The organism is Mycobacterium sp. PTI7 (assembly GCF_056679845.1).
Map to the genome: position 1 here is coordinate 5,862,338 of NZ_CM155252.1, position 21,883 is coordinate 5,884,220.

Below are 21,883 nucleotides of genomic sequence, written 5' to 3' on the forward strand. Positions count from 1 at the left end.
TCAGTCCACGGGCATCTTGGCGCCCAGATAAACTGAAGCGTAAGCCCGGGAACGGCCTGTTGCTATCTGAGCGATTGGCGAATCTGTCGCGCAACAGCCGACGCGAGCCCAACAGGGACGGCGTTACCGATCTGCTTTGCGATTTCGATCTTAGAGCCACACCAGGTGAACGTCTCCGGAAAGTCCTGTAGCTGAGCCGCTTCCAAGTGAGTGATTACCCGGTTGACTCGATTGGCTGGGGCGTTCGGATCCCACTGAGGATGGAGGTACTTGCCTTTTTCAGGCTTGAAGAACTCAGTGCGGATCGTTACGGATGGCTCGTCCCAGCGGAGACGTCCCATGACGTCCGTCGTGCCGGTCGGTTTATTGCGCCAGCAGTCGGGCAGGAGCTCGTCCGGGAGGTCGAATCGCCCACCACCGGGAGGGATGCAGTCATAGCGCCGAAGGGAGAGTTCGCGAGGATTACGGCCGAAGTGCAGATCGAGCCACTTGAAGGTCCCGGGCACCGTCTGTCCAAAGAACGTGGTCTTGGCTTCCGGCAGTGACGTCGTCGCGGGGCGTTCGGGCAACTTGCTGATGCGTGTTCGGACGGTCGACCAAGGCTCTAGGTCGTCGGCAGGATTTCTGGCGTGGGTGGGCGCCGGCAGCTCGATCCTTCCGACTCTCGACCCGATGACGATCGCGCGGGGCCGGCGTTGGGCGACCCCATAGTCCGCCGCGAGCAGCACGCCGTGAGTCAGTTCGTAACCGTGCAGCATCCCGCCGTCGGCTTCGTCGAGCAGCAGTTGGAACTCGGCGCTTCGACGGAACCGCTCGACGTTCTCGATGACGAAGACTTGAGGATTTGCGCGCTCGACTACTTGCAGATAGCGCTTCCACATCTTGTTCCGTGGATCGTCGACGTCTTTGCTGCCCAGGTTTGAGAACCCCTGGCAGGGCGGGCCGCCGATGACGACGTCCGCTTCAGGGATCTCCCCATGAAGTGCGTCATCGATGTCGCCCCAGAAGGTGTGTTCCTCACCGAAGTTGGCCGCGTAAGTAGCCGCCGCATGGAGATTCCACTCGACCGACAACACAGGCTCGAAACCATGCGGCTTGAACCCGGCCGTCATGCCGCCACAACCTGCGAACAGGTCGATCATCGTCAGCGGTTGAAGCACAAGCCCATCGTATTCAGTCGGTCTGACATGTGTGTACCGGCGCGCCGTTTCTAGGCTGGGGGTATGGCGGAGTCGTGGGCATCGTCGCTCGAAGTTCGGGCGAGTATGCAATCCAACAAGGGCAGGGACACGAAGCCGGAAGTAGCGCTCCGGTCCGTGGTCCACTCCTTGGGTCTTCGCTACCGAGTGTCGACTCGACCACTCCCAGGGGTCAGACGGACTGCTGACATGGTGTTCAGCAGGGTGAAGGTCGCAGTCTTCCTCGACGGATGCTTCTGGCACGGGTGTCCGCAGCACCACACGGTCGCGAAGACCAACGCCGAGTTCTGGGCGGCGAAGGTGGAGACGAACAGACTGCGAGATCGCGACACGGACCGTCGGCTCGCGGACGCCGGGTGGCTGAGTTTCCGCGTCTGGGAGCATGAGGACCCCGTGGAGGCGGCCCGCCGCGTAAAGGCCGTCGTCGAGGCGCGGCGACCAAGTGCCAGGTCGGCCCAGTCCTGCGATTAGACGTGGCGGGCGCCCGTCCGGTTCCGTCCAGACGGTGGCAGATCGCTATCGCCCTTGTCTTTCGCTCTTAGTGATGCCGCTGTTGAGGCCATCGAAACGGACTTGGCGGCCCGCCGGCTCCGGTCTGCTGGGATGTCCGACCGCCATGGAGTTTGATAGGCGCCTCTGGTGCCGAGTTTCAGCACTTATAGCCGGTATAGCCTTGGTTGTCCCACGGGTACATCGATAAGAGGAACGCAGAGCACCAACCCCGGTTCGTGTACTGCTTTGCAATCGCGGCATGGCCCTTCACCAGCCCGGTGTAAGCAAGACGCATCTGCCACGGCACCCACGCGGGAGGTGCGGGAGAGAACTTCCCCAGTGAAAGCAGTCGGGTCTCGTCCCTCGATAGACGCACGATGCAGCGCCCATCCTTGCCCGCATGCTGCGCCCCGCACCCGCCGCCAGTGGCGCCTGCGGTGGGCGGTGAAATAGTGGCAAGGCCAACCGCCATGACGACGGCAGCGAACACAACGGTAAGGCGACGGATAAGTGCCGACACAGTGTTCATCCAGGCTTTCCCCCGGGTCGAACTCATGCGATTCCTCTTTCATTAGGTCGTCAGATAACAGGAGTTGTGGAGCTACTTGCGGTGGCAGTCAGCGAGAAACTGACCGTTCAGCGAATTCGACGCGGTGTGGAGGGTACCTAGCTGCTCCTTATCCCTACCGCCAGCGAGCAACCACTAGAAAGCTGGCGCTCGGTCGAACTTCGGCATGTTGAGAGTGCATGTCCGCAGCCGTGGAAGCAGCACCCTGACAGGGTTATACGGCGTCGAATCGCAGAAGAAATTAGATACTTGCTACCCCCCGGATGTGTTCGTACCGGGCGATCATGACAGACCTTCTGCGCAACTGCAGGATTTCCAAAGCACTTTCACAGAAGTCGGCTGGAAGCCGACCTGGCCGTGCAAGCCAGCTAAGCAGCGACGGATCGGTGCATGTTCGATTCGACCAGGGGGGTTTCGCCTTATGGGACGCGGAACGCCAACCCGTGCCCTGGAGAGGGGACGGACCGAGGGATAGTTGTGACCGACGGAGCCACAACTGCTTGGACGCGGGTGGGTGGTCATTTCGGTTCCCCTGCCGGGGCTCCAATCTCCCAGGCGGGAATAGTGAGGGCGGCACCACCGTCTGGCCGGCGGCCACGCTCATGCACGCAGATCCCGGTTTCGCTCCGCACACAGGACACGTCTTGCCCAGGCCGCGCTGCTCGAGCTACTCGGTGCGGCCAAGATGCGTGTATCCCAGCGGCAGTCCGGACAGCCGGCAGAGGCATGGCTGGCCTTCTCTCGCTGGCACTCGCAGCAGAGGGCGCTAACGAACGTCGCGCTCATCGACCGGCCCGACCTTCTCGACCAGCTCGAGGACGGGTGCGGGCGTTGGCCCGTCAGCCGGGTACTCGACGGTCCATCGCGCCGCGCAGGATGGTGAGCAGGCCAGCCATCTCGCAGACGGTGAGGCCGCTGCGGCTAAGTGTCCGCAGGAGGTCGCAGACTTCTTCGGCGTCCATCTCCTTGCGGAGAAGCTCGGCGATGGCATCTGTGGTGGCGAAAGTCATGAAAACCCCTCGGTGGCTGCTGCTAACCGAGGGGTCAGTTCACGGCGTGGTGCGCGATACTGGGATTGAACCAACCCCGCAATGTTAGTGCTGAAGCACAAATACGGCAGCAGTGCGCCGACAAGCCGCGGGGCAAAGACATCAAATTCACCGCCCCTCCCGCACCGCCAAGTAGTGCTCCGACACCGCATCCCCGTCGACGAGTCGCTCTACGGCCTCCTCGATCAGCCGGTCCTGTCCCGTCAGCCGCGTGTAGTGCTGGAGCGTGTGCTCGCCCCAGGACCGCACGACGAAGGTCTCCACGAACGTCGACTCGTGCTCGATGCTGCGGAACAGCCGCCACTGCGACGCCCCTGTGCGTTGACGGGACCGCCCCAACACCGCCATCGCGGCTAGAAACGCCTCCTCGTTCTCCGGCACGACGCGGTACGCGGTGATGATTAATACCGGCCCGTCCAGCGGTTCCGGCTCGAAGATCAGCGCCGGCTCCGGCCAGTGAGCGGAGTGCGTCAGATCGAGGTCGCTAGTCTTCGCGTGCAACGGCCACCACAGCGAGGATAGCCCGCACACCACCAGCAGACCCGCTGCCACCAAGAGGCTGACCGAACTCGTGAAAGACCCGGCGACCACGCCCCAAGCCACTGACCCGAATGCCTGCCCGCCCATGAAGATCAGCTGATACACCGACAGCCCGCGCGCCCGCACCCACGCCGGCAGGCTCAGCTGCATCGAGGCGTTCAATGTCGACAACGACAGCAGCCACGACGCCCCGCCGACCACCAAGCCGACGAATACGAAGCCAAAGACCGGCACCAGCGCCAGGACCAGCGTCGCCACCGCGAAGCCCGCTGCACCAACTGTCAGCAGGACGTTCTGCCCGAACCGGGCCCGCAGCCGCGACAGCAGGAACGCCCCCATCACCGCACCCAGACCGAGCGCACCCAGCAGCAGCCCATACCCCGACGACGACAACCCGAGCTGGTTGGCCGCGATCACCGGCAGCAGCCCCCACAGCGCGCTCGCCGGCGCGATGAACAGCGCCGCCCGCAGCAGGATCCGCCGAACGATCGGCGAGCTGCGGATAAACCGCCCACCCGCACTAAGCGCTGCGAGTGCCCGTTCGGGCGGATAGTCGTTCACCACCGGTGGCCGGCGCCACCAGACCAGCACGAACACGATCCCGATGAACGACACCGCGTTGAGCCCGAACACCAGCGTTGGCCCGGACAGCGACACCAGCACACCCGCGATCGCGGGCCCGATGGCTCGGGCTCCGTTCAAACTCATACTGCCGAGCGCGGCCGCGGCCGGGATCTGCTCGGCAGGAACGAGATCGGGCTGAATCGCCTGCCACGCCGGTGCGGTCAACGCTTGCCCGCAGCCGATGACGAACAAGAGCATCAGCAGCACCGCCGGCGTCGTCAGCCCGAAGCCCGTCAGCGTGGCGAGCAGACCCACCCCGGCGGCCATCGCCCCCTGTGTCGCGATGAGCAGCCGACGTCGGTCGACCAGGTCGGCCAGCACCCCTGACGGCAGCGCCAGCAGCACCACCGGCAGCGTCGTCGCGGTCTGCACCAGCGGCACCAGGACCGCCGCGCGCGGATCGCCGACGAGCATCCACTGCGCCCCGACCGTCTGCATCCAGGTGCCGAGATTGGACACCAACTGCGCGATCCACAGCGCCCGATACACCGGCGACCGCAGCGGCGCCCACGTCGAGATAGGCCGCGCCGACGCGCCCACCGATGTCATCCGCACTCCCGCCGTCTGGCCCTCGGGACACTGTAGGGCGCGCGACCCAGAGATGCGTCTACCGCGCAAGGGAGCAGGCAAACCTCGCGCCTCGAGACTCACCTCACTACCGACGACCGCCAGCGGAGTCCGCGCCAACGACCAAAAGGTGGGCGACCAGTTCGAGGGCTTCCCGCTGCTGATCATGAAGTCGACGGGCGCCACGAGCGCGCATGCCGCGAGAACCTAATCGGCCACTGGACGTCGACGGCAAGATCTACGTGGTGGGCTCGGCCGCCGGCCGCCGGCTGCGATCCAGCCCGCCTGGGTGTTCAATGTCCGCTGCGGACCCACCGTCACTGTCGAGATCCGGCCCGGCCCGCCAGCGCGGATAGTGATCCACGAACTGCCGAAGGCGGAGCGGGATAACGTCTACGAGCGCATCGTCGAACTCGCACCCGGCTTCGGCGAGCACCAGAAGCGGACCGACCGCGTCATCCCGGTCTTCGAGTTGGCGCCGAGCACCTGATCTACGAGGTGCGGCGGCGTCGCAGGAACGGGTCGGTGAGCGACGGCGGCTGGTAGCCCGCGTCGGCGCTCGAGATCGTCACGCCGGGCGGCACGATCTCGTCGATCCTGTCGAGCACGTCGACCGACAGCGTGACGTCGGCGGCGCCGAGCTGCGACTCCAGGTGCTCCATCGTTCGCGGGCCGATGATCGGCGCGGTCACCGCGGGATGCTGCATCACGAACGCCAGCGCTAGGTGGACGAGTGACAGTCCGGCGTCGTCGGCCAACCCGCCGAGGGCGTCCGCGGCGTCGAGCTTGCGCTGGCCGTCCGGGCTGTCGAGGTCGTAGCGCGCGGGCATCCGTTGCCGCCGCTTGGACTCCGGCAGCTCCTTGCCCTTCCGGTACCCGCCGGTGAGCCAGCCGCCGGCCAACGGACTCCATGGCAGCACGCCCATCCCGTACTCCTGCGCGACCGGCAGCACGTCGGCCTCGATGCCGCGGGCCAGCAGTGAGTACGGCGGCTGCTCGGTGACGAAGCGGCCCAGCCCTCGTCGCTCGCTGACCCACTGCGCCTGCACTATTTGATGCGCGGGGAACGTCGACGAGCCGAACGCCCGGATCTTGCCCTGCTGCTGTAAGTCGGTCAGCGCGGACAGCGTCTCTTCGACGTCGGTGTCCAGGTCGGGGCGGTGCACCTGGTAGAGGTCGATCCAGTCGGTATTCAGCCGGCGCAGGCTCTCCTCGACTTCGCGGATGATCCAGCGCCGCGAGTTGCCTCGCTGGTTCGGGTCGCCCACCTCTCCCATCGGTACGCCCATCTGCCCGTGGAACTTGGTGGCCAGCACCACGTCGTCGCGCTTGCCGTTGGCGAGGGCCTTGCCGACGATGACCTCCGACTCGCCCTGGGAGTACACGTCGGCGGTGTCGATGAAGTTGATGCCCGCGTCAAGGGCGCGATGGATGACCTTGACCGACTCGTCGTGGTCGGGCTCACCCCAGGCGCCGAACATCATGGCCCCCAGGCAGAGGGGGCTGACCTGGATTCCGGTTCGGCCGAGGCTGCGATAGTCCATGCCTCGATGGTAGGCGCGTGCTGGAGTGGGAGTCGGTGACTTCCGCCCGTCGCGCGGGTTCGGCGAGGGAGTCAACGACTTCCAACCTGGGCACCGCCGAACCACCAGCCAGCACGGCCCGCGCGTGACGTTGGGCAGCACGGACGATGGGCTGTCAGGTCAGGTAGAAAGTGCGACGGTCCCGGCCTTCGAGAGTGATTCGATGAATCGGCGACTCGCGCTGGGCTGATTCCTGAGTTGCGACCGTTGGGAATTTAGACCGGAGCTTTCTCCAACGAAATCTGTTCTTCGTTTCGGTTGCGACGCACGCTGCTGATGAACGCCGCACCGATCAGGACGACGCCGACGAGCCCGGTGATGATCTCGTCGACATGAACGCCGATCGACACGAGAAGGATCGTGGCCAGCGCGCCGATCGCCCAGTGCGCGCCGTGCTCGAGGTAAACGTATTCGCTCAGCGTGCCCGTGCGTACCAGGTACACGGTGATCGAGCGGACGAACATCGCGCCGATGAAGCCTAGGCCCAGCGCGATGATGATCGGATCCGCGGTGATTGCAAACGCGCCGATCACACCGTCGAATGAGAACGACGCGTCGAGCACCTCGAGGTAGAGGAACAGAAAAAATCCAGCCTTGCCGGTGGCCTTGACGGCGTTCGACGGCCCGGTGTGGTCCTCGGGATGGAACATCGAGCCGAGCCCGTCGACCACGATGTAGGTGATGAGCCCAAGGACACCGGACAGCATCACCGTTGCAGTCTGATCGTCGGCGGCGAGGAACACTGCCGCCAGCGTGAGCGCCAAGCCAGCCACGGCGACAGCCAGCTGATCGAGCTTGCCGGCCTTGCCTAGGGGCTTTTCCAACCAAGAAAGCCAGGTGATCTCACGCTCCTCGAAGATGAAGTTCAAAAACAACATCAGTAGGAACATGCCGCCGAACGCAGCGATTTGCGGATGCGCCGCGGTCAACAGCTGCTCGTAGCTGGCCTGCCCCGAACCCTCCGGCGGCGGGTTCAGCGCAAGATCCAGGGCCTCCACCGGGGCCAGCCCCGCCGTCACCCAGACGATGGCGAACGGGAACACCAGCCGCATGCCGAACACCGCAATCAGGATGCCCACCGTGAGGAACATCGTTTGCCAGAACTGGCTCATCTTCTCAAGGATCGTCGCGTTGATCACCGCGTTGTCGAACGACAACGAAACCTCAAGGATGCCTAGGATCGCGCAAAGCGCCAGGGCTTCCCAGGGGTTGCCGCCCCGAAGCCCGTAGACGTAGGCAACCCCCAGCGACACGATCGTGATGACGATCGAGAGTCCAAACACGCGCAGCACCACGAAGGAGCCCTATCTGTAGGTTTCGAGCAGCGACACTGCGCTCACATGTCTCACCTCGGTTTTGGTGAGACCCGGATTTTGAAAATTCCGTACTTAGACGCTTACGCCGTAGTCGCGTGCTATGCCGCTGAGACCGGAGGCGTAACCCTGCCCGATGGCACGAAATTTCCATTCCGCGCCGTTGCGGTAAAGCTCCCCAAAGACCATCGCGGTTTCGGTGGACGCGTCCTCGCTGAGGTCGTAGCGGGCGAGTTCGGTCCCGTTGGAGCGGTCCACCACCCGGATGTAGGCGTTACGCACCTGGCCGAAGGACTGCGCGCGGGTATCGCCGTCGTAGATCGAGACGGGGAAGAAGATGTTGGTGATCGTCGGCGGCGTGGCGGCCAGGTCGACGTTGATGATCTCGTCGTCACCGTCGCCTTCACCAGTGGTGTTGTCGCCGGTGTGCTCGATGGATCCCTCGGGCGAACGCAGATTGTTGAAGAAGACGAAGTGTTGATCGGAGAGCACCTTCTTGGACTCGCCGGTCGCGATGGCGCTGGCGTCCAGATCGAAGTCACTTCCGGTTGTCGACCGAATGTCCCAACCGAGGCCGACGGCCACAGCGGTCAGATTCGGCGCAGCCTTCGTCAGAGAAACGTTTCCGCCCTTGCTCAAACTGACTCCCATGAGGGGCCCTTTCCGTTGCGTGGCTCGCAAGGGTGTCGACCCCCCGAGCAATAACTGGCAGCCTGCTGTGCGCAGCGCTGGTTAAGAGCTTAGTAGCTGAGTCGTAATAGGTCGAAAACACCCAAGAACTGTCCAGGAGTTGCCGGACGTACGATCGGGCGGTGAGCACCAGCTGGTCGGCACGCTTGTTTCGGCGGGCGCGCACCGAGTCGGCGCCACCCGCTGTCCCTGTTGAACTCACCAGGGCTTTCTTCGACATGGACAAGCGCCAGAGCATCGCCGAGTCGGCGGTCGAGGCCTCGGAACAATTATTTCCGGAGCGCCGGCTGCGCCAAGCGTGGGATCCTGTGGTCAGCACCTGCTACGCAGCCTCAGCGGCATATCTCGCCGCAACGCAATCGCATGAGAGCGATTCGCGGCGGACTCCAGCTCCACGGTCTGCAGGCCATCCCTTTGACGCTGCCCGCGAGCAATTGATTGCGGCCTCGCGCCGAGTCGATGAGTTCTACGAGGCGAATCGAGCCCATCTAGAAGACGCGCAGGCTCTGCTGTCGGCGGCGCCCGCAGAGGCGGAGCAGGCGGTCGCCGTTGCCGACGCAGCTCGGCAGCGGCTGGACGCTCTCGATGCGTCGTTCGCCAAGTACCTGTCGGTGCAGACGTCTGACGCCGGGCTGCGCGCCGCGATGGCCACGTTGGACGGCGCACTCGCCGTGCGTAACGCCAAGCAGATTCGCGAGGCTGCGGCCGGGGTGCGCAGCGCTGCTGCAGCAGTCGACCAGGCGGTGCTGCGCGCCCCGGACCAGGAGCGGGTGGCGGCACAGGGTCTGGTGTCGGTCGCCACGCGGATGGCTGCGGTGTCGACGCGCGCCGAGGGGCTCGCCCCGGCGTTCTCGTCGCTGCTGCGTGAGTTCAACGCCGCCAGCTCGGCCGACCTGACCGACAACGAGCGCAACAGCCGCCGCATCCTGGCCGACGCCGAAGCCGACCTGGCCGCGGCGCGCGACGCGTTGGCCCACGGCGAACCGGAGCGGGCGACCGCGCTCACCACGTCGGTGCGAGCCCACCTCGCACGGGCCGAGGAACTCGTCGACATGGTGACCGACCGACTGATACTGCTGCGGTCCGTGCGGGACAACCCCAAGGCCAAGGAGAGCGACGTCCGATTCAAGCTGCGCGACGCCCAGATGCTGGCCGTCACCCGCGGAGTCGTGCGGGAGTGGGCGTCGGTACTCGACGCTCAGGTCGACCGCATAGATCGGGTGGTGGGGCAGCTGAACGGAAGAAACCCCGACTATTGGGGCTACGTTTCCGGTCTGGACGCGGTTTCGTCCTTCATCTCCGGTGTGGTGCAGAGGATGCGCACCGAGTCCAGTGACGGCACCTTGTGAGCCCTGGGGTCGCCCGGCACTTCAGCCAACTTCGCGACGACGTCACCTCGCAGCTGTTCCTGGAACGGCCGCACTCCTTCAGCGACGCCGACGACCGCGACACCCTTGCGGTCGCCCTCGGTGCCACGCTCTACGTCCCCGCGACACGCGCCGATCTGACAGCCGCGATCGCCGCGCGGGCGGCAGAGGGGGTGTGCTCGATGGTCCTCGATCTCGAAGACGCCATCGGCGATCACGAGGTCGACAACGCGATCGAGAACACCGTGCGCACGCTCGACGGGCTGGCTGCGACGCAGGCGTCGAACGTGTTGCTATTCGTCCGGATCCGCACACCGCAGGCAATCGGAATGATTTGCGATGCCCTGGGCGACGGAGTCGCGGCGCTCAGCGGATTCGTGGTCCCGAAGTTCGGGGCGGAAGGAGGCGCGGCGTTCCTAGAGGAGGTAGCGGCGGCATCGGAAAGGCTCGGCAAGCAGCTTTATTCGATGCCGGTGCTCGAATCGAGCGGGCTGGTGTTCCGCGAGCGACGGGACGACGAGCTTCGCGGCATAAGCGACTTGCTCTCGGAGTACCGCAGCCAGGTGCTGGCCGTGCGCATCGGGGCGACGGACATGTGCGGTGCGTTCGGCATCCGACGCGATCGGGACCTGACCATCTACGACGTCAAGGTCGTTGTCGACGTGATCGCCGACATCGTCAACTACTTCGGTCGCTCCGATGGCACGGGTTTCGTCATCACCGGGCCGGTATGGGAGTACTTCGCCGACCGGGAGCGCATGTTCCGCCCGATGCTCCGCGCCACCCCGTTCGCAGAGCACGACGCCGTCCTCTTCCGGCAGCACTTGGTGAGCCGTGACCTGGACGGCCTGCTGCGAGAGATCGCGCTCGACCGTGCCAACGGCCTCTGCGGCAAGACCGTCATTCACCCCTCACACGTCGCCGCGGTCCACGCCCTTTCGGCGGTCACCCACGAGGAGTATCAGGACGCGCTCGACATCCTCGGATCGTCCGTCGGTGTGCAACCGTCTGGGTACCGCAATAAGATGAACGAGACCAAACCCCATCAGAGCTGGGCGCGCCAGACCTTGTTGCGCGCGAGAGTCTTCGGGGTGACCAACACCGGAGTCAGCTTCGTCGACCTGCTGACCGCGCTGGTCGCACCATGACCGATTCCCCGACCGGCTCGGACCTCCAACCCTGGGTCACACGCGAGCTGGGCATCCGGCTGTATTCGGACGTCTCGGGCCTCGGGGACACCGTCGATCGACTGGTGCAGCCGGGGCTGCGCCGCAATCCGCGCCGGGCGCACCTGCTGGTCTCTACCGTGCTCGGCAAGCATCTTCCGGCGCCGCCCGCCGAGGTGCTGGCGGCGGCGGACCGCCTCGGCGATCTGGTCGCCGCGGTACTGGGTGACTCGACCAAGGCCGCCACTGTGCTCGGGTTTGCCGAGACAGCAACGGGTTTAGGTCACTGCGTCGCGGCGCGGATCGGGGCGAGGTGTTATCTGCATTCGACCCGTCGCAAGGTTCCCGGAGCGACGGTCGAGGCCGGTTTCGAGGAAGGTCACTCCCACGCGACGAGCCACCTTCTGACACCTTCGAACGCGGGTTTGCTCCACCACGACGGACCGCTGGTTCTCGTCGACGACGAATTCTCGACCGGAGCCACCGCCATCGGGGCCATCCGAGCGCTGGCGGCGCGCCAGCCGCGCCGCCGACACGTCGTCGCCTCGCTGGTGGACCTTCGCGCCGAGGTGCACTATGCGGCGATGGCCGCGGCGGCCGCGGAGCTAGGTACTCGGATCGATTCGGTCAGCCTGGCCCGGGGCCGAGTCACGTTGCCCGAAGGCGTGATCGAGCGGGTGTGCGCACTGCCGGAGCCGGCGCTGAACCCGCCGGGACGTCGGCGTGGCTCCGTGCGCCGAGTGCAGCTGTCCTGGCCTGCCGCGGTACCCGACGGCGGTCGGCATGGATTCCTGGCCTCCGACGAGGCAGCTTTCACCCGCGCCGTCGCGGAGGCGGCGGCCACGCTGGCGACGCAGCTGGACCAGTCCCGGCCGGTCATCGTCGTCGGCCACGAGGAGCTGATGTACCTGCCGCTACGCCTGGCGCAGGCCCTCGCCGACGCCGGCCTGCGGGCGCTGTTCCAGACCACCACGCGCTCGCCCGCCTACGTGCTGGACCGACCTGGCTACCCGCTGCGGCGTGGATTCCGTTTCACCGCACCGGAAGACGACGAGGCGCAGTACCGCTACCTGTACAACGCGCGGTGGCCGCACCCGGACGGGGCAGCCGAGGAGGATGCGCAGCTGGTGCTGATCGTCGACTCGCCCGCCGACACCGCACGGCTGTGGGAGGACGGCGGACTGGTCTACGTGTTGGCCGCGGCGGGTAGCGACGTCTTGGTCGCCGTGGTCCCGAGCACCGACCCTGACGTCCTGCATCGAGAGCGCGCGGTCCGCTCGTGACGGCACCGCTGAGCGGGCCTCGGTTCGGGTCCTATGCGCCCGCCGAAGTGCAATGGCTGCTGAAGGATCTGTCCCACCTCGCGCTAGAAGCCGACGTCGCCGACCGCGAGCAGCGCATCCAATCCGGGCAGGCCCACTACGCTGAGTCGCTGCCGATCGAGTTTCAGCCGGATGCCGCCTACCGCGAACTGTTCGAGCGCGTGCTCGACACCAGTGCCGGCCGACTGGCCACGGCGGTCGGCACCGTGACCGACATCGTCCTGGCCGAACGCGGCGCGAACAGCGTGCTGGTGTCGTTGGCGCGCGCCGGGACTCCGGTCGGGATCCTGATGCGCCGGTGGGCGGCGAGCAGTCACGGGCTCGAGCTGCCCCATTACGCGATCTCGATCGTCCGCGGCAAGGGCATCGACACCGAAGCGTTGAACTTCCTTGCCGCGCAACATGCGCCTAGCTCGATCGTGTTCGTCGACGGTTGGACCGGCAAGGGTGCGATCGCCCGCGAACTCACCGATGCCTTGCGCAGGCACGCCGACGTCACCGGCGTGGTCTTCGACGACGAACTCGCGGTGCTGGCCGACCCGGGCCACTGTGTGCGCACCTATGGCACCCGAGACGACTTCCTGATCGCGTCGGCATGTCTGAATTCGACGGTGTCCGGGCTGATTTCGCGGACAGTCCTCAACGATCGGGTGATCGGGCCAGGCGAGTTCCACGGGGCCAAATTCTACCGCGAGCTTGCCGATGCCGACGTGTCCAACCATCTGCTCGACGCCGTCACCCAGCGATTCGCCGGCGTGCGCGAAGACGTGGAGCGCAGCGTCCGCTCGATTGTCGGTTCCGACCGCACCCCCAGCTGGAGCGGCTGGGCGTCGGTGGAGAAGGTCCGCCAGCAATATGGGGTTTCGACGGTGAACTTCGTCAAGCCCGGCGTCGGCGAGACCACCCGGGTATTGCTGCGCCGGGTGCCGTGGCGAATCCTGGTGCGTGACGCCGAGGCGCCCGAACACGAGCACATCCGCATGCTGGCCGCAGCGCGCGGGGTGCCCGTCGAGGTGGATCCGGAGTTGGCCTACTCGTGCATGGGTCTGGTCAAGGACGTCAGCGAATGACGGACCCCGGCCGCCAGGCGTCGAAGCTGATCGTCACCGACCTCGATCGCACGATGATTTACTCGCGCAACGCGATCGGCGCGGCCGTCGCCGATGCAGAGCTGCAGTGCGTCGAGTACTACCAGGGTGCGCCGCTGTCCTACATGACACGTCGCGGTGCGGCGGCGCTGACCGAGCTGGCCGCCCAGTACTTCGTCGTACCAGCCACCACCCGTACCATCGAGCAGTTCAACCGCATCGACCTGCCCGGCGCGCCATGGCCTTTCGCCATCACCAGCAACGGCGGCAATATCCTGGTCGACGGCGTCGCCGACGCGGGTTGGCGGCGTACCGTCGCCGACGCCATGCGCGAGGCCGGCGCCTCCCTGGAGGACGTGACGACCGAATTGCGAAATAGGGTCAGTCCGGACTGGGTCGACAAGGTGCGCTCCGCCGATGAACTGTTCTGCTATCTGGTGATTCGGCCCGAGGCCCTGCCCGCGGACTTCCTACCGGCGTGGGGGCGGTGGTGCGCCGAGCGGGGGTGGACCGTCTCGCGGCAGGGGCGCAAGATCTATTCGATGCCGGCTGCGGTCTGCAAGAGTCACGCCGTCGCCGAGGTGCGGTCGCGGCTGACGGCCGACGGGTCGTTGGACCCGCACGCCCGGGTGCTGGCCGCCGGGGACGGCGGGCTGGACGCCGAGATGCTGGCCGCCGCCGACGCCGCTGTCCGACCCCGGCACGGCGAACTAGAGGCGCTGCAGTGGCACCACCCAGGGGTCTTCGTCACAACCCGTGCGGGAATTGTTGCGGGAGAACAGATTCTGCGTTGGTTAGCCACCGAGGGGCCGGTCGACTAGCTCAGTGCCGCTGCTGCTGCTGCCCCAGCTGACCGGTGATGACGGTGTTCAGGCGTTGCAAGCCCGGCGGGCTGATGCCGAACAGCTGACCCTCGATGGTCCGGACGATGCTGCTGTCGTCGAGAATCTTCTCACTCGATTGGATGAGAACCGTTCCGGTGCCGGTGAAGTCGAACTGCCGCTCCTCACCGGAGTTGATGCCCATTCGGGCCGCGCCGGCGGCCATGAAGCTGGTGACCCACGCCTGGTCGTAGTGATGGCTCGGGGAGGGGCAGTCGGACCAGCCCACCAGAGCCTCGGGATCCACGCGCAGCGGCGGCTCGGCGAAGAGGACCGGCCCGTTCGACGACGCGAGGAACGTGCCCGTGCCGATCAGCGTGAGGAAGCCGGGCACGATCGACTGGTTCAGCGCCAGCCCGGGTTCGAAGCCGAGCAGGTTCGCCGCCCGGATGGTGAGGTTGCCGTCGTCGAGGTCGTAGGAGTTGATGTCATAGCCACGGTCGCCGATGATCAGCTTGCCCAATCCCTCTGCAACGGAATACTCCCCGAGGTACAGCGGCGCCGAGAACTGCTGCGCCACCATCTGCAGAATGCCGCCGGCCAAGCCGTGCGTCAGTGCCCTGAACTCCATCTGCCCGTAGTAGGCGATCATCGCACCCCGCCGGATGAACCATGGCGAGGTCAGATCGATGCAGTACGCGTAGCCGTTGTCGGGCAGGTTGTCGTTGCCGTTTAGCACCGATGGGTTGAGGATCTGGCTCATCGCAGGACCCACATCACAGCACTCCCATCACAGCTTCTCCTCGGACGCTTGCACGAAAACCACACCCTGGCCATGGCAGTGCAGCTGCATGGCCTCACCGGACCCCTTGCCGACCGCGTCACGCCAACTCAGGGCGGTCTTCAGCTCGGTCTGGACGTTCCCGTACGACCCGACGAACGCCTGCGGGTCGACGACCACCGGCACCGGGCCACCCACCTGCAGCTCGAATACACCGCCGTGGGCCAGCAGCACCGCGGCGCCCTGGCCCGAGAGTTGAGTGGTGAATATGCCCTGGCCGGTCAGTGCACCGGTCGCCGCGCCACGAAGGGCGCCCATCATGCCGCGGCCGCCGCCGCCGCTCGACGAGCTCGCCACCGACACGACCGAACTCTGCAGTCCGGCGGTGTTGGCGAGCAGCCGGGATGCCTCGGCGCGCAGCGTCATGCCGGAGGCAAGGTCGACGGCGTGCAGGTCAAGGCCGGCGAAGCCGTAGTGCACCTCGCCGTGACCCTGCGCCAGCATCGTGCGCTCGTGCTCGCCCTGCATCATCCGGCCGGCCATCCGGGTCAGGCCGCCGAGGCCACCCAGTTGGGCGGCGCCGGGCACCTGGTGTGGCATGAAGCGCACGTCGCCGGTGTAGAACAGCATGGCGCCGGTGCGGGCCACCACGCCGCCGGCGCGCGCCACGTCGATCTTGACGACCTTGGAGTTCACCTTCTCGAACATGCGCACAACCCCTTCTACCGCTCGGCGGGCTGGATGGATACCAGCCCGCTTCCTTCCCAGCGGAGCGAGAAATTCTCCCCACTACCCTGGCCCATCGCGGTGCGCCAGGAGACGTCGGTGACGAAGGACTGCTGCAGATTGCCCTTGGCGCAGACGAACGCATCGGGATCCACCACCAGCGGATAGCTGGGGCCGACCTCGAGGTGGATCAGCGGGCCGCCCGCGGACAGTAGGGCCACCTGGCCCTGTCCGGTGACCGTGGTGGTGAACAGTCCTTGCCCGGAGGTGGCGCCCCGCAGGCCGGCGAATGTGACGTTGGTCTGTAGGTTGCCCGCTAGCGCGAGCAGCTGCCGGGACTCGACTTTGAGTTGCTCGCCAGCGAGGTCGATGACCGTCACGTGCTGGGCGTTGACGGCTAGGTAGACCCGGCCGTCGCCGCTGCACTCCATCAACGAGAGCGCCTCGCCGGTCGCACGCTGCTTGAGGCCGGCTATGACTCCCGAGCCGCCGCCGAAACCGGCGGACTTGAACGAGACGTTCCCCTCGAAGGCGACCATCGAGCCGGTCAAAGCCTTGATGCTGGTGCCCGCAAGCTGGGCCTCGATCACCTTCTTGGACTTCTCCAGTAGTCGTGCCATCGGTGCTCGCTTACATGGGGGACTCAGACGCTAAAACCCTAGTCGATCGCTGCGTTCCCGCCGCGGAATTGCTGGACGCAACCCGCCGAATCTCCGAACGGCTTCAGTAGAGTTGCTCCCGCCATCTCCGATCGAGTCCGCGGCCCGTCGTCTAGTCGAAGGATCTGCAGTGTCTGCTCCGCTCGCCAAGGGCCAGAACGGGCCCATCACCGTCCACGAGCTGCGGGTGTCGGTGCAGCTCAGCGCTGCCGCTGACCTGTCGGCACTACTCGTCACCGACAGCGGCAAGGTGCGGTCGGACGCCGACTTCGTCTTCTTCAACCAACCGTCGGGGCCGGGTGTACGGCTAGAGGCAGGGCAGGCCGGGCAACCGGCCAGCCTCGCGGTGTCACTCGCCGCGGTGCCGGCCGACATCACGCAGATTAGGGCGGTGATCACCCTCGACGACACGAACTCCACGTTCGGCCAATCGGCGCCGCCGACGGCCTTCGTCAGCGATGGTGCGGGAAACCCGTTGTACGAGTACCGCATCGACGGTCTCGGTAGCGAGTCCATCGTCATCGCCCTGGAGATCTACCGGCGCCAGGATTCGTGGAAGGTACGGGCCGTCGGGCAGGGCTACGCGGGTGGATTCGCCGCACTCGTCACCGATCACGGGGTGTCCGTTGACGACGCACCGGCACCGGCCGCGGCGGCTACACCACCGCCCGCGCCGCCCGGGCCGCCCCCACCACCGGCCGCGGCCTACCCGCGGCCGCCCGCGGCACCCGCGTATCCCCCGCCCCCCAACTACCCGCCGCCGGCGTACCCGCCCCCACCTGTAACGCCACCGGTTCCGGCCGCTGGCGGCTCGTCCGGCGGCGAGGTCAACCTGACCAAGGGTCGACCGGTCAGCCTGGTCAAGGGCCAGAAGGTGACGCTGAAGAAGGACGGCGGGGTCGCGCTGGGGCGGGTCCGGATGGGCCTGGGCTGGGATCCGGTGAAGGCCGGCGGCATGTTCGGCCGACGCACCCCCGACGTCGACCTCGATGCGTCGGCGGTGCTGTTCGCCGACAGCACCATGGTCGACGTCTGCTACTACGGTCAGCTGAAGTCCAAGGATGGTTCGGTCCAGCACCAGGGCGACAACCTGACCGGCGAGGGCGAGGGCGACGACGAGGTCATCGTCGTTGACCTGCAACGCATTCCGTCGCACGTCACCACCGTCGTGTTCATCGTGAGCTCCTACCGCGGGCACACCTTCGACCAACTGTCCAACGCCTTCTGCCGACTGATCGACGACAGCAAGAATGGCGGCGAGTTGGCGCGGTACACCCTCGCTGGCGCGGGACTGCGCACCACCGGAATGGTGATGGCGAAGTTCTTCCGCGCCGGCGGCGACTGGAAGCTGCAGGCCATCGGCGAGCCGATCCAGGCCAAGCACGTAGGGGAGGCCGCGCCGCTGCTCACGCGGTTCGTGACGCAGTAGCCGAAGATGACGCTGCGGCTGGTTTCCGGACAGAATGCGCCACTGGCGCAGCGTGTCCTACGTTTCGCGGTGGTAACCGCGGCAGACCTCGACGTCTCCGCGATCGTCGTCGGCGCACACCTGACCGCGGCGTCGTCGGACGACTTCGTGTTCTACAACCAGCCCGGCACCGCGGGGGTACAGCTGCGCCCCGACGGCGTGCACGTCGATCTCGACGGCCTGTCAGCCCACGCCCAAGGCGTGCTCTGCATCGTCAGCGCCGACGGCGACACGACGCGCCGCGGGCTCGCGATCGAAGCGGCCCTGTTCGATACCCAGGGCGCGGTGGTCGCGGATTTCACGATCCCGTGGGACGAAGCCACCTGCGCCGTAGTCTGTTTCGAGCTGTACCAGCGGGCCGAGCAGTGGAAGGTGCGGGCGGTCGGGCAGGGGTACGCCGGGGGATTGGCGCAGCTGCTGGCGACGCACGGAGTCGAGGTGGACGACGCGGCACCAGCGACCCCGACGGCGGTGGGCCAACCCGGTCAGTCGTCCAGCGCGGGGACCGGCTTCGTCGAGCCGCTGGACCGCGAGCATCCGTTGGAACGCATCGAGATGATCTTCGAGGACGCCGCACGCTCGACGGCGGCTCTGCTGTCGGCACGTGGCTACGCTGCCCACCGGCTCGACGAGGACCTGTCAGCGGCCGTCGCCAATCCCTCGGCGCGGACGGGCCCGGCCGCTGAGCTCGCGAGAGCTGCTGCGCAACGACGCCACGACGGGTTGATCGCCGACGCCGACGCCCGCTACGACGCGGATGCACGCCAACTGATCGGCGAGCTGGTCGTGATCGACGACGAGCTCCCGCGGTCGCTGTCGTCCTGGCAGTCGGCGTCGTGGCGAGCCGCAGCCACGACGCCGCGCGTTGCCGACGGCATCCGCCTCGGGCAGGTGTGCGCCCCGGGCGCCGAGCGGCTCGCGATCCCGTTCTGTCTGCCCTTGCCGCTGCGGCGGCCACTGTGGGTGGACGCGCCGTCGTCCGCGGCGGCCGCACCGGTCGTCTCTGCGCTGGTCCTGCGGCTGTTGGCGGCCGTCCCGAAGCCGCCCATCCTCGACGTCGTCGATCTCACCGGGGGGCTGGACGGGCTGACCAGCCGGTTGCGCCCGATGATGATCGGCGAGGTGGTGCGGAGCCATCTCGAGGTGTCGGAGAAATTGGCGGCGCTCGCACACGCCGTGGACCTAGCCTTGCTGGGGGTGCAGAGCGGGCTCAGTCCGGCGGACCTGCCGCCCAGGGTGGTGGTGCTGTCGGACTTCGGGCACGGTCTGCAGGTCGACGACCTCACGCAGATCGGCGCGTTGGCGGCTCACGGGGCCGCGGCCCGACTGTCGCTACTGATTGTTGGCGCCGATGCATCGGGCTCGTCCGAACCGTTGCTGCAGAACATTGCTCAGTTCTGCGAACATCTGCCCGTGGACGGCGAGGCGCGGGTGCGAGATCGGTGGGCGGGCAACGAGTGGATGTTCACTCCCGATGCGTTGCCCGCCGACGCTGAGCCGATCTCGCAGTTCATCAGCAGCCTCGCTGGGCCCTAAGGACTACTTTCGGCCGGTCTTCCACTGCATGCCCCAGCCGTAAAGATTGTCGAGTTCGGCCTGGTTGCCCGTTACGTACTTCACCTCGCGCTGGACTGACACGGTGCGCCCGTCGCTCTCGATAAGCGCTACCGCGCAGATGCGGGCTTTGTTCTCAGCGGAGTCGAGGCGTACCTCGACTCGCGGCCCCGACGTCGGAAAGAGTGTCACGACGCCGTCGACGGCGGCCCAGTTCGGGGCGCCCTCGTAGATCATGGCGAAAACCAGGATGCGGCGGAACTGTTCCGGCCGAGCAAGATTGACATGCATGTTTTCGCCGGCGACGCTGGCTCCGGAGCGGTCGTCTCCGTCGAGCTGGATGTACGGCGGCCGGTCAAGTGAGCCGAAGCTGTTGCCCAGCGCCTGGATCACACCCTTGCTGCCGTCGGCGAGTTCATAGAGGCAGCCCAAATCGAGATCGATCTTGTTGACGGCTGCGCCCAGCTTGGCCATAAAGCCACCCGCGGGTTTCTGGGCCGACCAGTTCAGGTTGACCCGCATGGGCCCCTGACCGTCGCCCCCCTTTGCAAGGTTTACTCGGGGCGCAGCCTTGGTCAAGCTGATCGCGGTAGGAGCCGTCGGCGACACCGGAGGTGCAGAAGTCGGTGCGCTCGGCGAGGCGGAGTTACGGCTGGGACGTTTGGAGTAGTCGATTCCCATGGTGACTCCTCTAGAGTTCGAACTCAGCAGGATCGATGCCGACGGCGTGGCAGGCGCTGCGGACAGCGGCCTTCTCATGGTCGTCGAAGTTACCGTCGGCGCCGCCGATGATGATGCCGATCTGGATGACTGCGCGTGCCTGCTCTGGCTTCGCCCTGAGCTTGCCGATGGTGGCCGTGGCCTCGACCTTGCCGAACTCGAAGTCACCGGAGAGCTTGTCGCAGTACCAATCGAACTTCTGCTGCAGCTCCGCAGGCGGGAAGTGGCTCAGCGACTGATTGGTCGCGATGAGGCCAGACGTCTTCTGCCGCTCGGACGGGTCGATCCTGCCGTCGGCAGCGGCGATGAGGGCGCACATCGCCATCGACCCGTTAGCAAATTCCTTGTTCTTGAACTGGCTGGTCTTCGTCGCGAGTTGCGTATTCAGCTCCTGCGCTTTGACCTTGAGCTGGTCCCAGAATGCCACTGTTGGCTGCTCCTTGAGTTGATCGAACAAGAACGCACGGGTGGGATGCGCGAGGAACGTGCGACGACTCTACCGAGCGAGTCTGCCACGGGCTAACGAGTGGCGATTGAAGATGGTTCCTCGCGCGTCGGGCTTATCAACCTCAAACCTGCGATGCGCCTTAAGCGACGTCGACGCCGAAGCTTCGAACAATCCCCGCGAGGCCCGACGCGTAGCCGTCTCCGATCGCGCGAAACTTCCACTCTCCTTCGCGTCGATACAGTTCGCCGAAGACCATGGCGGTCTCCGTGGACGCGTCTTCTGCGAGGTCGTAGCGAGCGAGTTCGGTGGCGTTGGTGCTGTCGACGACCCTGATGTAGGCGTTCGACACCTGGCCGAAGTTCTGGCTCCTAGCTTCAGCCTCGTCGATGGAGACGACGATGACGATGTTGGTGACGTCGGCCGACACCGATTCGAGGTCGACGTCGATGAACTCGTCGTCGCCTTCACCTTCGCCGGTGAGGTTGTCCGGCCCGCACATGATCGAGCCGTCCGGCGACACGGGGCGACCCTTCGGATTCTCGGGATCTGGTGGGGTGCGGGTCTTGCTTCCGTAGAACACGAAGTGGTCCTCGGACAGCACCTTCTTGTTTTCCCCACACGCCAGCGCGCTGGCGTCGAGGTCGAACTGCACCCCGTCCGTTTCGCGGGCATCCCAGCCCAGGCCGACCATCACCTTGGTGAGCCCCGGTGCTGCCTTCGACAGCGATACGTTCCCACCCTTAGCCAGAGAGACGCTCATGGGTCGATGGTATCCCCGCTGCTTCAGCGAGCGGCGGGTTGTTTGGTCCGGTGGTGAAACTGATCTGTGCTCAACCCGAGGCCGGCGACACGCTGTCGGTTGTACGTACCAATTCGTTGCTACTACCGCCCTCAACCTGGCCGCGATTATGCCAGGATGGTCCGCAGATGTCTGCCGTCGGCCGTAACGTCGGGGCGAGTACGTCGAGCTGAAAAGGGGCAGCGTGGGGTCACCGTTCAATCCGTTTCAAAGTGGCGGGTCAGCACCGGGACCGGCGCCGACGGGCGGCCCCGGCTGGGGACCCGCCCCGCCGAGCGGACCCATGCCGGGGATGGCGACGTCGTCCGAATCTGACGGGCCGTTGCAGCAGACGGGACC

The 21,883-nt window shown here is 66.3% G+C and carries 20 protein-coding genes and 1 pseudogene; 9 read left to right on the forward strand and 12 right to left on the reverse strand.

Translation table 11 applies throughout. From position 1 onward, the window contains the following. Positions 1-62: 62 nt before the first annotated feature. Positions 63-1,160, reverse strand: a complete 1,098-nt coding sequence (locus tag AC1MEY_RS28230; protein WP_480228624.1) for a DNA cytosine methyltransferase — start codon at positions 1,158-1,160, stop codon at positions 63-65. A gap of 105 nt (positions 1,161-1,265) precedes the next feature. Here AC1MEY_RS28230 and AC1MEY_RS28235 point away from each other — a divergent pair, with 105 nt between their 5' ends. Beyond that, the gene (locus AC1MEY_RS28235; protein ID WP_480231709.1) at positions 1,266-1,670 is read left to right on the forward strand and encodes a very short patch repair endonuclease; all 405 of its coding nucleotides are present in this window, start codon (positions 1,266-1,268) and stop codon (positions 1,668-1,670) included. A 1,428-nt stretch (positions 1,671-3,098) separates the two neighbouring features. Here AC1MEY_RS28235 and AC1MEY_RS28240 read toward each other — a convergent pair. Both AC1MEY_RS28240 and AC1MEY_RS28245 read right to left on the reverse strand, forming a co-directional pair. Next, complete coding sequence (locus AC1MEY_RS28240) at positions 3,099-3,269, reverse strand: hypothetical protein (protein ID WP_480228625.1); 171 nt, start codon at positions 3,267-3,269, stop codon at positions 3,099-3,101. A gap of 147 nt (positions 3,270-3,416) precedes the next feature. After that, complete coding sequence (locus AC1MEY_RS28245; protein WP_480228626.1) at positions 3,417-5,021, reverse strand: MFS transporter; 1,605 nt, start codon at positions 5,019-5,021, stop codon at positions 3,417-3,419. Positions 5,022-5,151: 130 nt separating this feature from the next. Between AC1MEY_RS28245 and AC1MEY_RS28250 the strand changes: the two are divergent. Then, a pseudogene (locus tag AC1MEY_RS28250) lies at positions 5,152-5,529 on the forward strand (nitroreductase/quinone reductase family protein); the annotation flags it as partial. 1 nt (position 5,530) lies between these two features. Here the strand turns inward: AC1MEY_RS28250 and AC1MEY_RS28255 are convergent. From AC1MEY_RS28255 to AC1MEY_RS28265, 3 genes are all read right to left on the reverse strand, one after another. Next, entirely contained in the window at positions 5,531-6,583 is a 1,053-nt protein-coding gene (locus tag AC1MEY_RS28255) for an aldo/keto reductase (RefSeq protein ID WP_480228627.1), read from the reverse strand. Positions 6,584-6,837: 254 nt separating this feature from the next. Then, on the reverse strand, positions 6,838-7,917 hold the full coding sequence (locus AC1MEY_RS28260) for a DUF475 domain-containing protein (protein ID WP_480228628.1): 1,080 nt from the start codon (positions 7,915-7,917) through the stop codon (positions 6,838-6,840). A 93-nt stretch (positions 7,918-8,010) separates the two neighbouring features. After that, the gene (locus tag AC1MEY_RS28265) at positions 8,011-8,586 is read right to left on the reverse strand and encodes a TerD family protein (RefSeq protein ID WP_480228629.1); all 576 of its coding nucleotides are present in this window, start codon (positions 8,584-8,586) and stop codon (positions 8,011-8,013) included. Positions 8,587-8,747: 161 nt separating this feature from the next. Between AC1MEY_RS28265 and AC1MEY_RS28270 the strand changes: the two genes are divergently transcribed. The 5 genes from AC1MEY_RS28270 to AC1MEY_RS28290 are packed head-to-tail and all read left to right on the forward strand — an operon-like array spanning position 8,748 to position 14,389. Beyond that, the gene (locus AC1MEY_RS28270) at positions 8,748-9,974 is read left to right on the forward strand and encodes a hypothetical protein (RefSeq protein ID WP_480228630.1); all 1,227 of its coding nucleotides are present in this window, start codon (positions 8,748-8,750) and stop codon (positions 9,972-9,974) included. Further along, positions 9,971-11,140: an HpcH/HpaI aldolase/citrate lyase family protein gene (locus AC1MEY_RS28275; RefSeq protein WP_480228631.1), complete on the forward strand. Its 1,170-nt coding sequence runs from the start codon at positions 9,971-9,973 to the stop codon at positions 11,138-11,140. The genes AC1MEY_RS28270 and AC1MEY_RS28275 overlap by 4 nt, the downstream gene beginning before the upstream one ends. Further along, positions 11,137-12,441 carry a phosphoribosyltransferase family protein gene (locus tag AC1MEY_RS28280; protein WP_480228632.1) on the forward strand — a complete coding sequence of 435 codons (1,305 nt, stop codon included), beginning with the start codon at positions 11,137-11,139 and terminating at the stop codon, positions 12,439-12,441. Before AC1MEY_RS28275 ends, AC1MEY_RS28280 begins: the two co-directional genes overlap by 4 nt. Continuing rightward, positions 12,438-13,550 carry a cysteine protease StiP family protein gene (locus tag AC1MEY_RS28285; protein ID WP_480228633.1) on the forward strand — a complete coding sequence of 371 codons (1,113 nt, stop codon included), beginning with the start codon at positions 12,438-12,440 and terminating at the stop codon, positions 13,548-13,550. The genes AC1MEY_RS28280 and AC1MEY_RS28285 overlap by 4 nt, the downstream gene beginning before the upstream one ends. Continuing rightward, entirely contained in the window at positions 13,547-14,389 is an 843-nt protein-coding gene (locus tag AC1MEY_RS28290) for an HAD family hydrolase (protein WP_480228634.1), read from the forward strand. The genes AC1MEY_RS28285 and AC1MEY_RS28290 overlap by 4 nt, the downstream gene beginning before the upstream one ends. A gap of 1 nt (position 14,390) precedes the next feature. Here the strand turns inward: AC1MEY_RS28290 and AC1MEY_RS28295 are convergent, their stop codons facing one another. The 3 genes from AC1MEY_RS28295 to AC1MEY_RS28305 are packed head-to-tail and all read right to left on the reverse strand — an operon-like array spanning position 14,391 to position 16,516. Beyond that, positions 14,391-15,152 carry an AIM24 family protein gene (locus tag AC1MEY_RS28295; RefSeq protein WP_480228635.1) on the reverse strand — a complete coding sequence of 254 codons (762 nt, stop codon included), beginning with the start codon at positions 15,150-15,152 and terminating at the stop codon, positions 14,391-14,393. A 27-nt stretch (positions 15,153-15,179) separates the two neighbouring features. Then, positions 15,180-15,878, reverse strand: a complete 699-nt coding sequence (locus AC1MEY_RS28300) for an AIM24 family protein (protein ID WP_480228636.1) — start codon at positions 15,876-15,878, stop codon at positions 15,180-15,182. Between the two features lie 14 nt (positions 15,879-15,892). Beyond that, positions 15,893-16,516, reverse strand: coding sequence for an AIM24 family protein (locus tag AC1MEY_RS28305; RefSeq protein WP_480228637.1), 624 nt, complete (start codon positions 16,514-16,516; stop codon positions 15,893-15,895). Between the two features lie 169 nt (positions 16,517-16,685). Between AC1MEY_RS28305 and AC1MEY_RS28310 the strand changes: the two genes are divergently transcribed. Both AC1MEY_RS28310 and AC1MEY_RS28315 read left to right on the forward strand, forming a co-directional pair. Continuing rightward, entirely contained in the window at positions 16,686-17,984 is a 1,299-nt protein-coding gene (locus AC1MEY_RS28310) for a TerD family protein (RefSeq protein ID WP_480228638.1), read from the forward strand. A gap of 6 nt (positions 17,985-17,990) precedes the next feature. Beyond that, on the forward strand, positions 17,991-19,559 hold the full coding sequence (locus AC1MEY_RS28315) for a TerD family protein (RefSeq protein WP_480228639.1): 1,569 nt from the start codon (positions 17,991-17,993) through the stop codon (positions 19,557-19,559). A 3-nt stretch (positions 19,560-19,562) separates the two neighbouring features. On the opposite strand, the gene AC1MEY_RS28320 is transcribed toward AC1MEY_RS28315, so the two are convergent. The 3 genes from AC1MEY_RS28320 to AC1MEY_RS28330 form a co-directional block, all read right to left on the reverse strand. Beyond that, on the reverse strand, positions 19,563-20,258 hold the full coding sequence (locus AC1MEY_RS28320; protein WP_480228640.1) for a TerD family protein: 696 nt from the start codon (positions 20,256-20,258) through the stop codon (positions 19,563-19,565). 10 nt (positions 20,259-20,268) lie between these two features. After that, a complete protein-coding gene (locus tag AC1MEY_RS28325) occupies positions 20,269-20,724 on the reverse strand; it encodes a tellurite resistance TerB family protein (protein ID WP_480228641.1) in 456 nt (151 codons plus the stop codon). Positions 20,725-20,884: 160 nt separating this feature from the next. Then, positions 20,885-21,505, reverse strand: a complete 621-nt coding sequence (locus AC1MEY_RS28330) for a TerD family protein (protein ID WP_480228642.1) — start codon at positions 21,503-21,505, stop codon at positions 20,885-20,887. Positions 21,506-21,883: the final 378 nt, after the last annotated feature.

Bases quoted from the DNA above. Each gene is read 5' to 3' on its own strand.
- AC1MEY_RS28245 (WP_480228626.1), bottom strand. From the start codon at position 5,021: ATGACATCGGTGGGCGCGTCGGCGCGGCCTATCTCGACGTGGGCGCCG.
- AC1MEY_RS28290 (WP_480228634.1), top strand. From the start codon at position 13,547: ATGACGGACCCCGGCCGCCAGGCGTCGAAGCTGATCGTCACCGACCTC.
- AC1MEY_RS28280 (WP_480228632.1), top strand. From the start codon at position 11,137: ATGACCGATTCCCCGACCGGCTCGGACCTCCAACCCTGGGTCACACGC.
- AC1MEY_RS28330 (WP_480228642.1), bottom strand. From the start codon at position 21,505: ATGAGCGTCTCTCTGGCTAAGGGTGGGAACGTATCGCTGTCGAAGGCA.
- AC1MEY_RS28240 (WP_480228625.1), bottom strand. From the start codon at position 3,269: ATGACTTTCGCCACCACAGATGCCATCGCCGAGCTTCTCCGCAAGGAG.
- AC1MEY_RS28300 (WP_480228636.1), bottom strand. From the start codon at position 15,878: ATGTTCGAGAAGGTGAACTCCAAGGTCGTCAAGATCGACGTGGCGCGC.
- AC1MEY_RS28255 (WP_480228627.1), bottom strand. From the start codon at position 6,583: ATGGACTATCGCAGCCTCGGCCGAACCGGAATCCAGGTCAGCCCCCTC.
- AC1MEY_RS28295 (WP_480228635.1), bottom strand. From the start codon at position 15,152: ATGAGCCAGATCCTCAACCCATCGGTGCTAAACGGCAACGACAACCTG.
- AC1MEY_RS28320 (WP_480228640.1), bottom strand. From the start codon at position 20,258: ATGGGAATCGACTACTCCAAACGTCCCAGCCGTAACTCCGCCTCGCCG.
- AC1MEY_RS28315 (WP_480228639.1), top strand. From the start codon at position 17,991: ATGACGCTGCGGCTGGTTTCCGGACAGAATGCGCCACTGGCGCAGCGT.
- AC1MEY_RS28265 (WP_480228629.1), bottom strand. From the start codon at position 8,586: ATGGGAGTCAGTTTGAGCAAGGGCGGAAACGTTTCTCTGACGAAGGCT.
- AC1MEY_RS28235 (WP_480231709.1), top strand. From the start codon at position 1,266: ATGCAATCCAACAAGGGCAGGGACACGAAGCCGGAAGTAGCGCTCCGG.
- AC1MEY_RS28305 (WP_480228637.1), bottom strand. From the start codon at position 16,516: ATGGCACGACTACTGGAGAAGTCCAAGAAGGTGATCGAGGCCCAGCTT.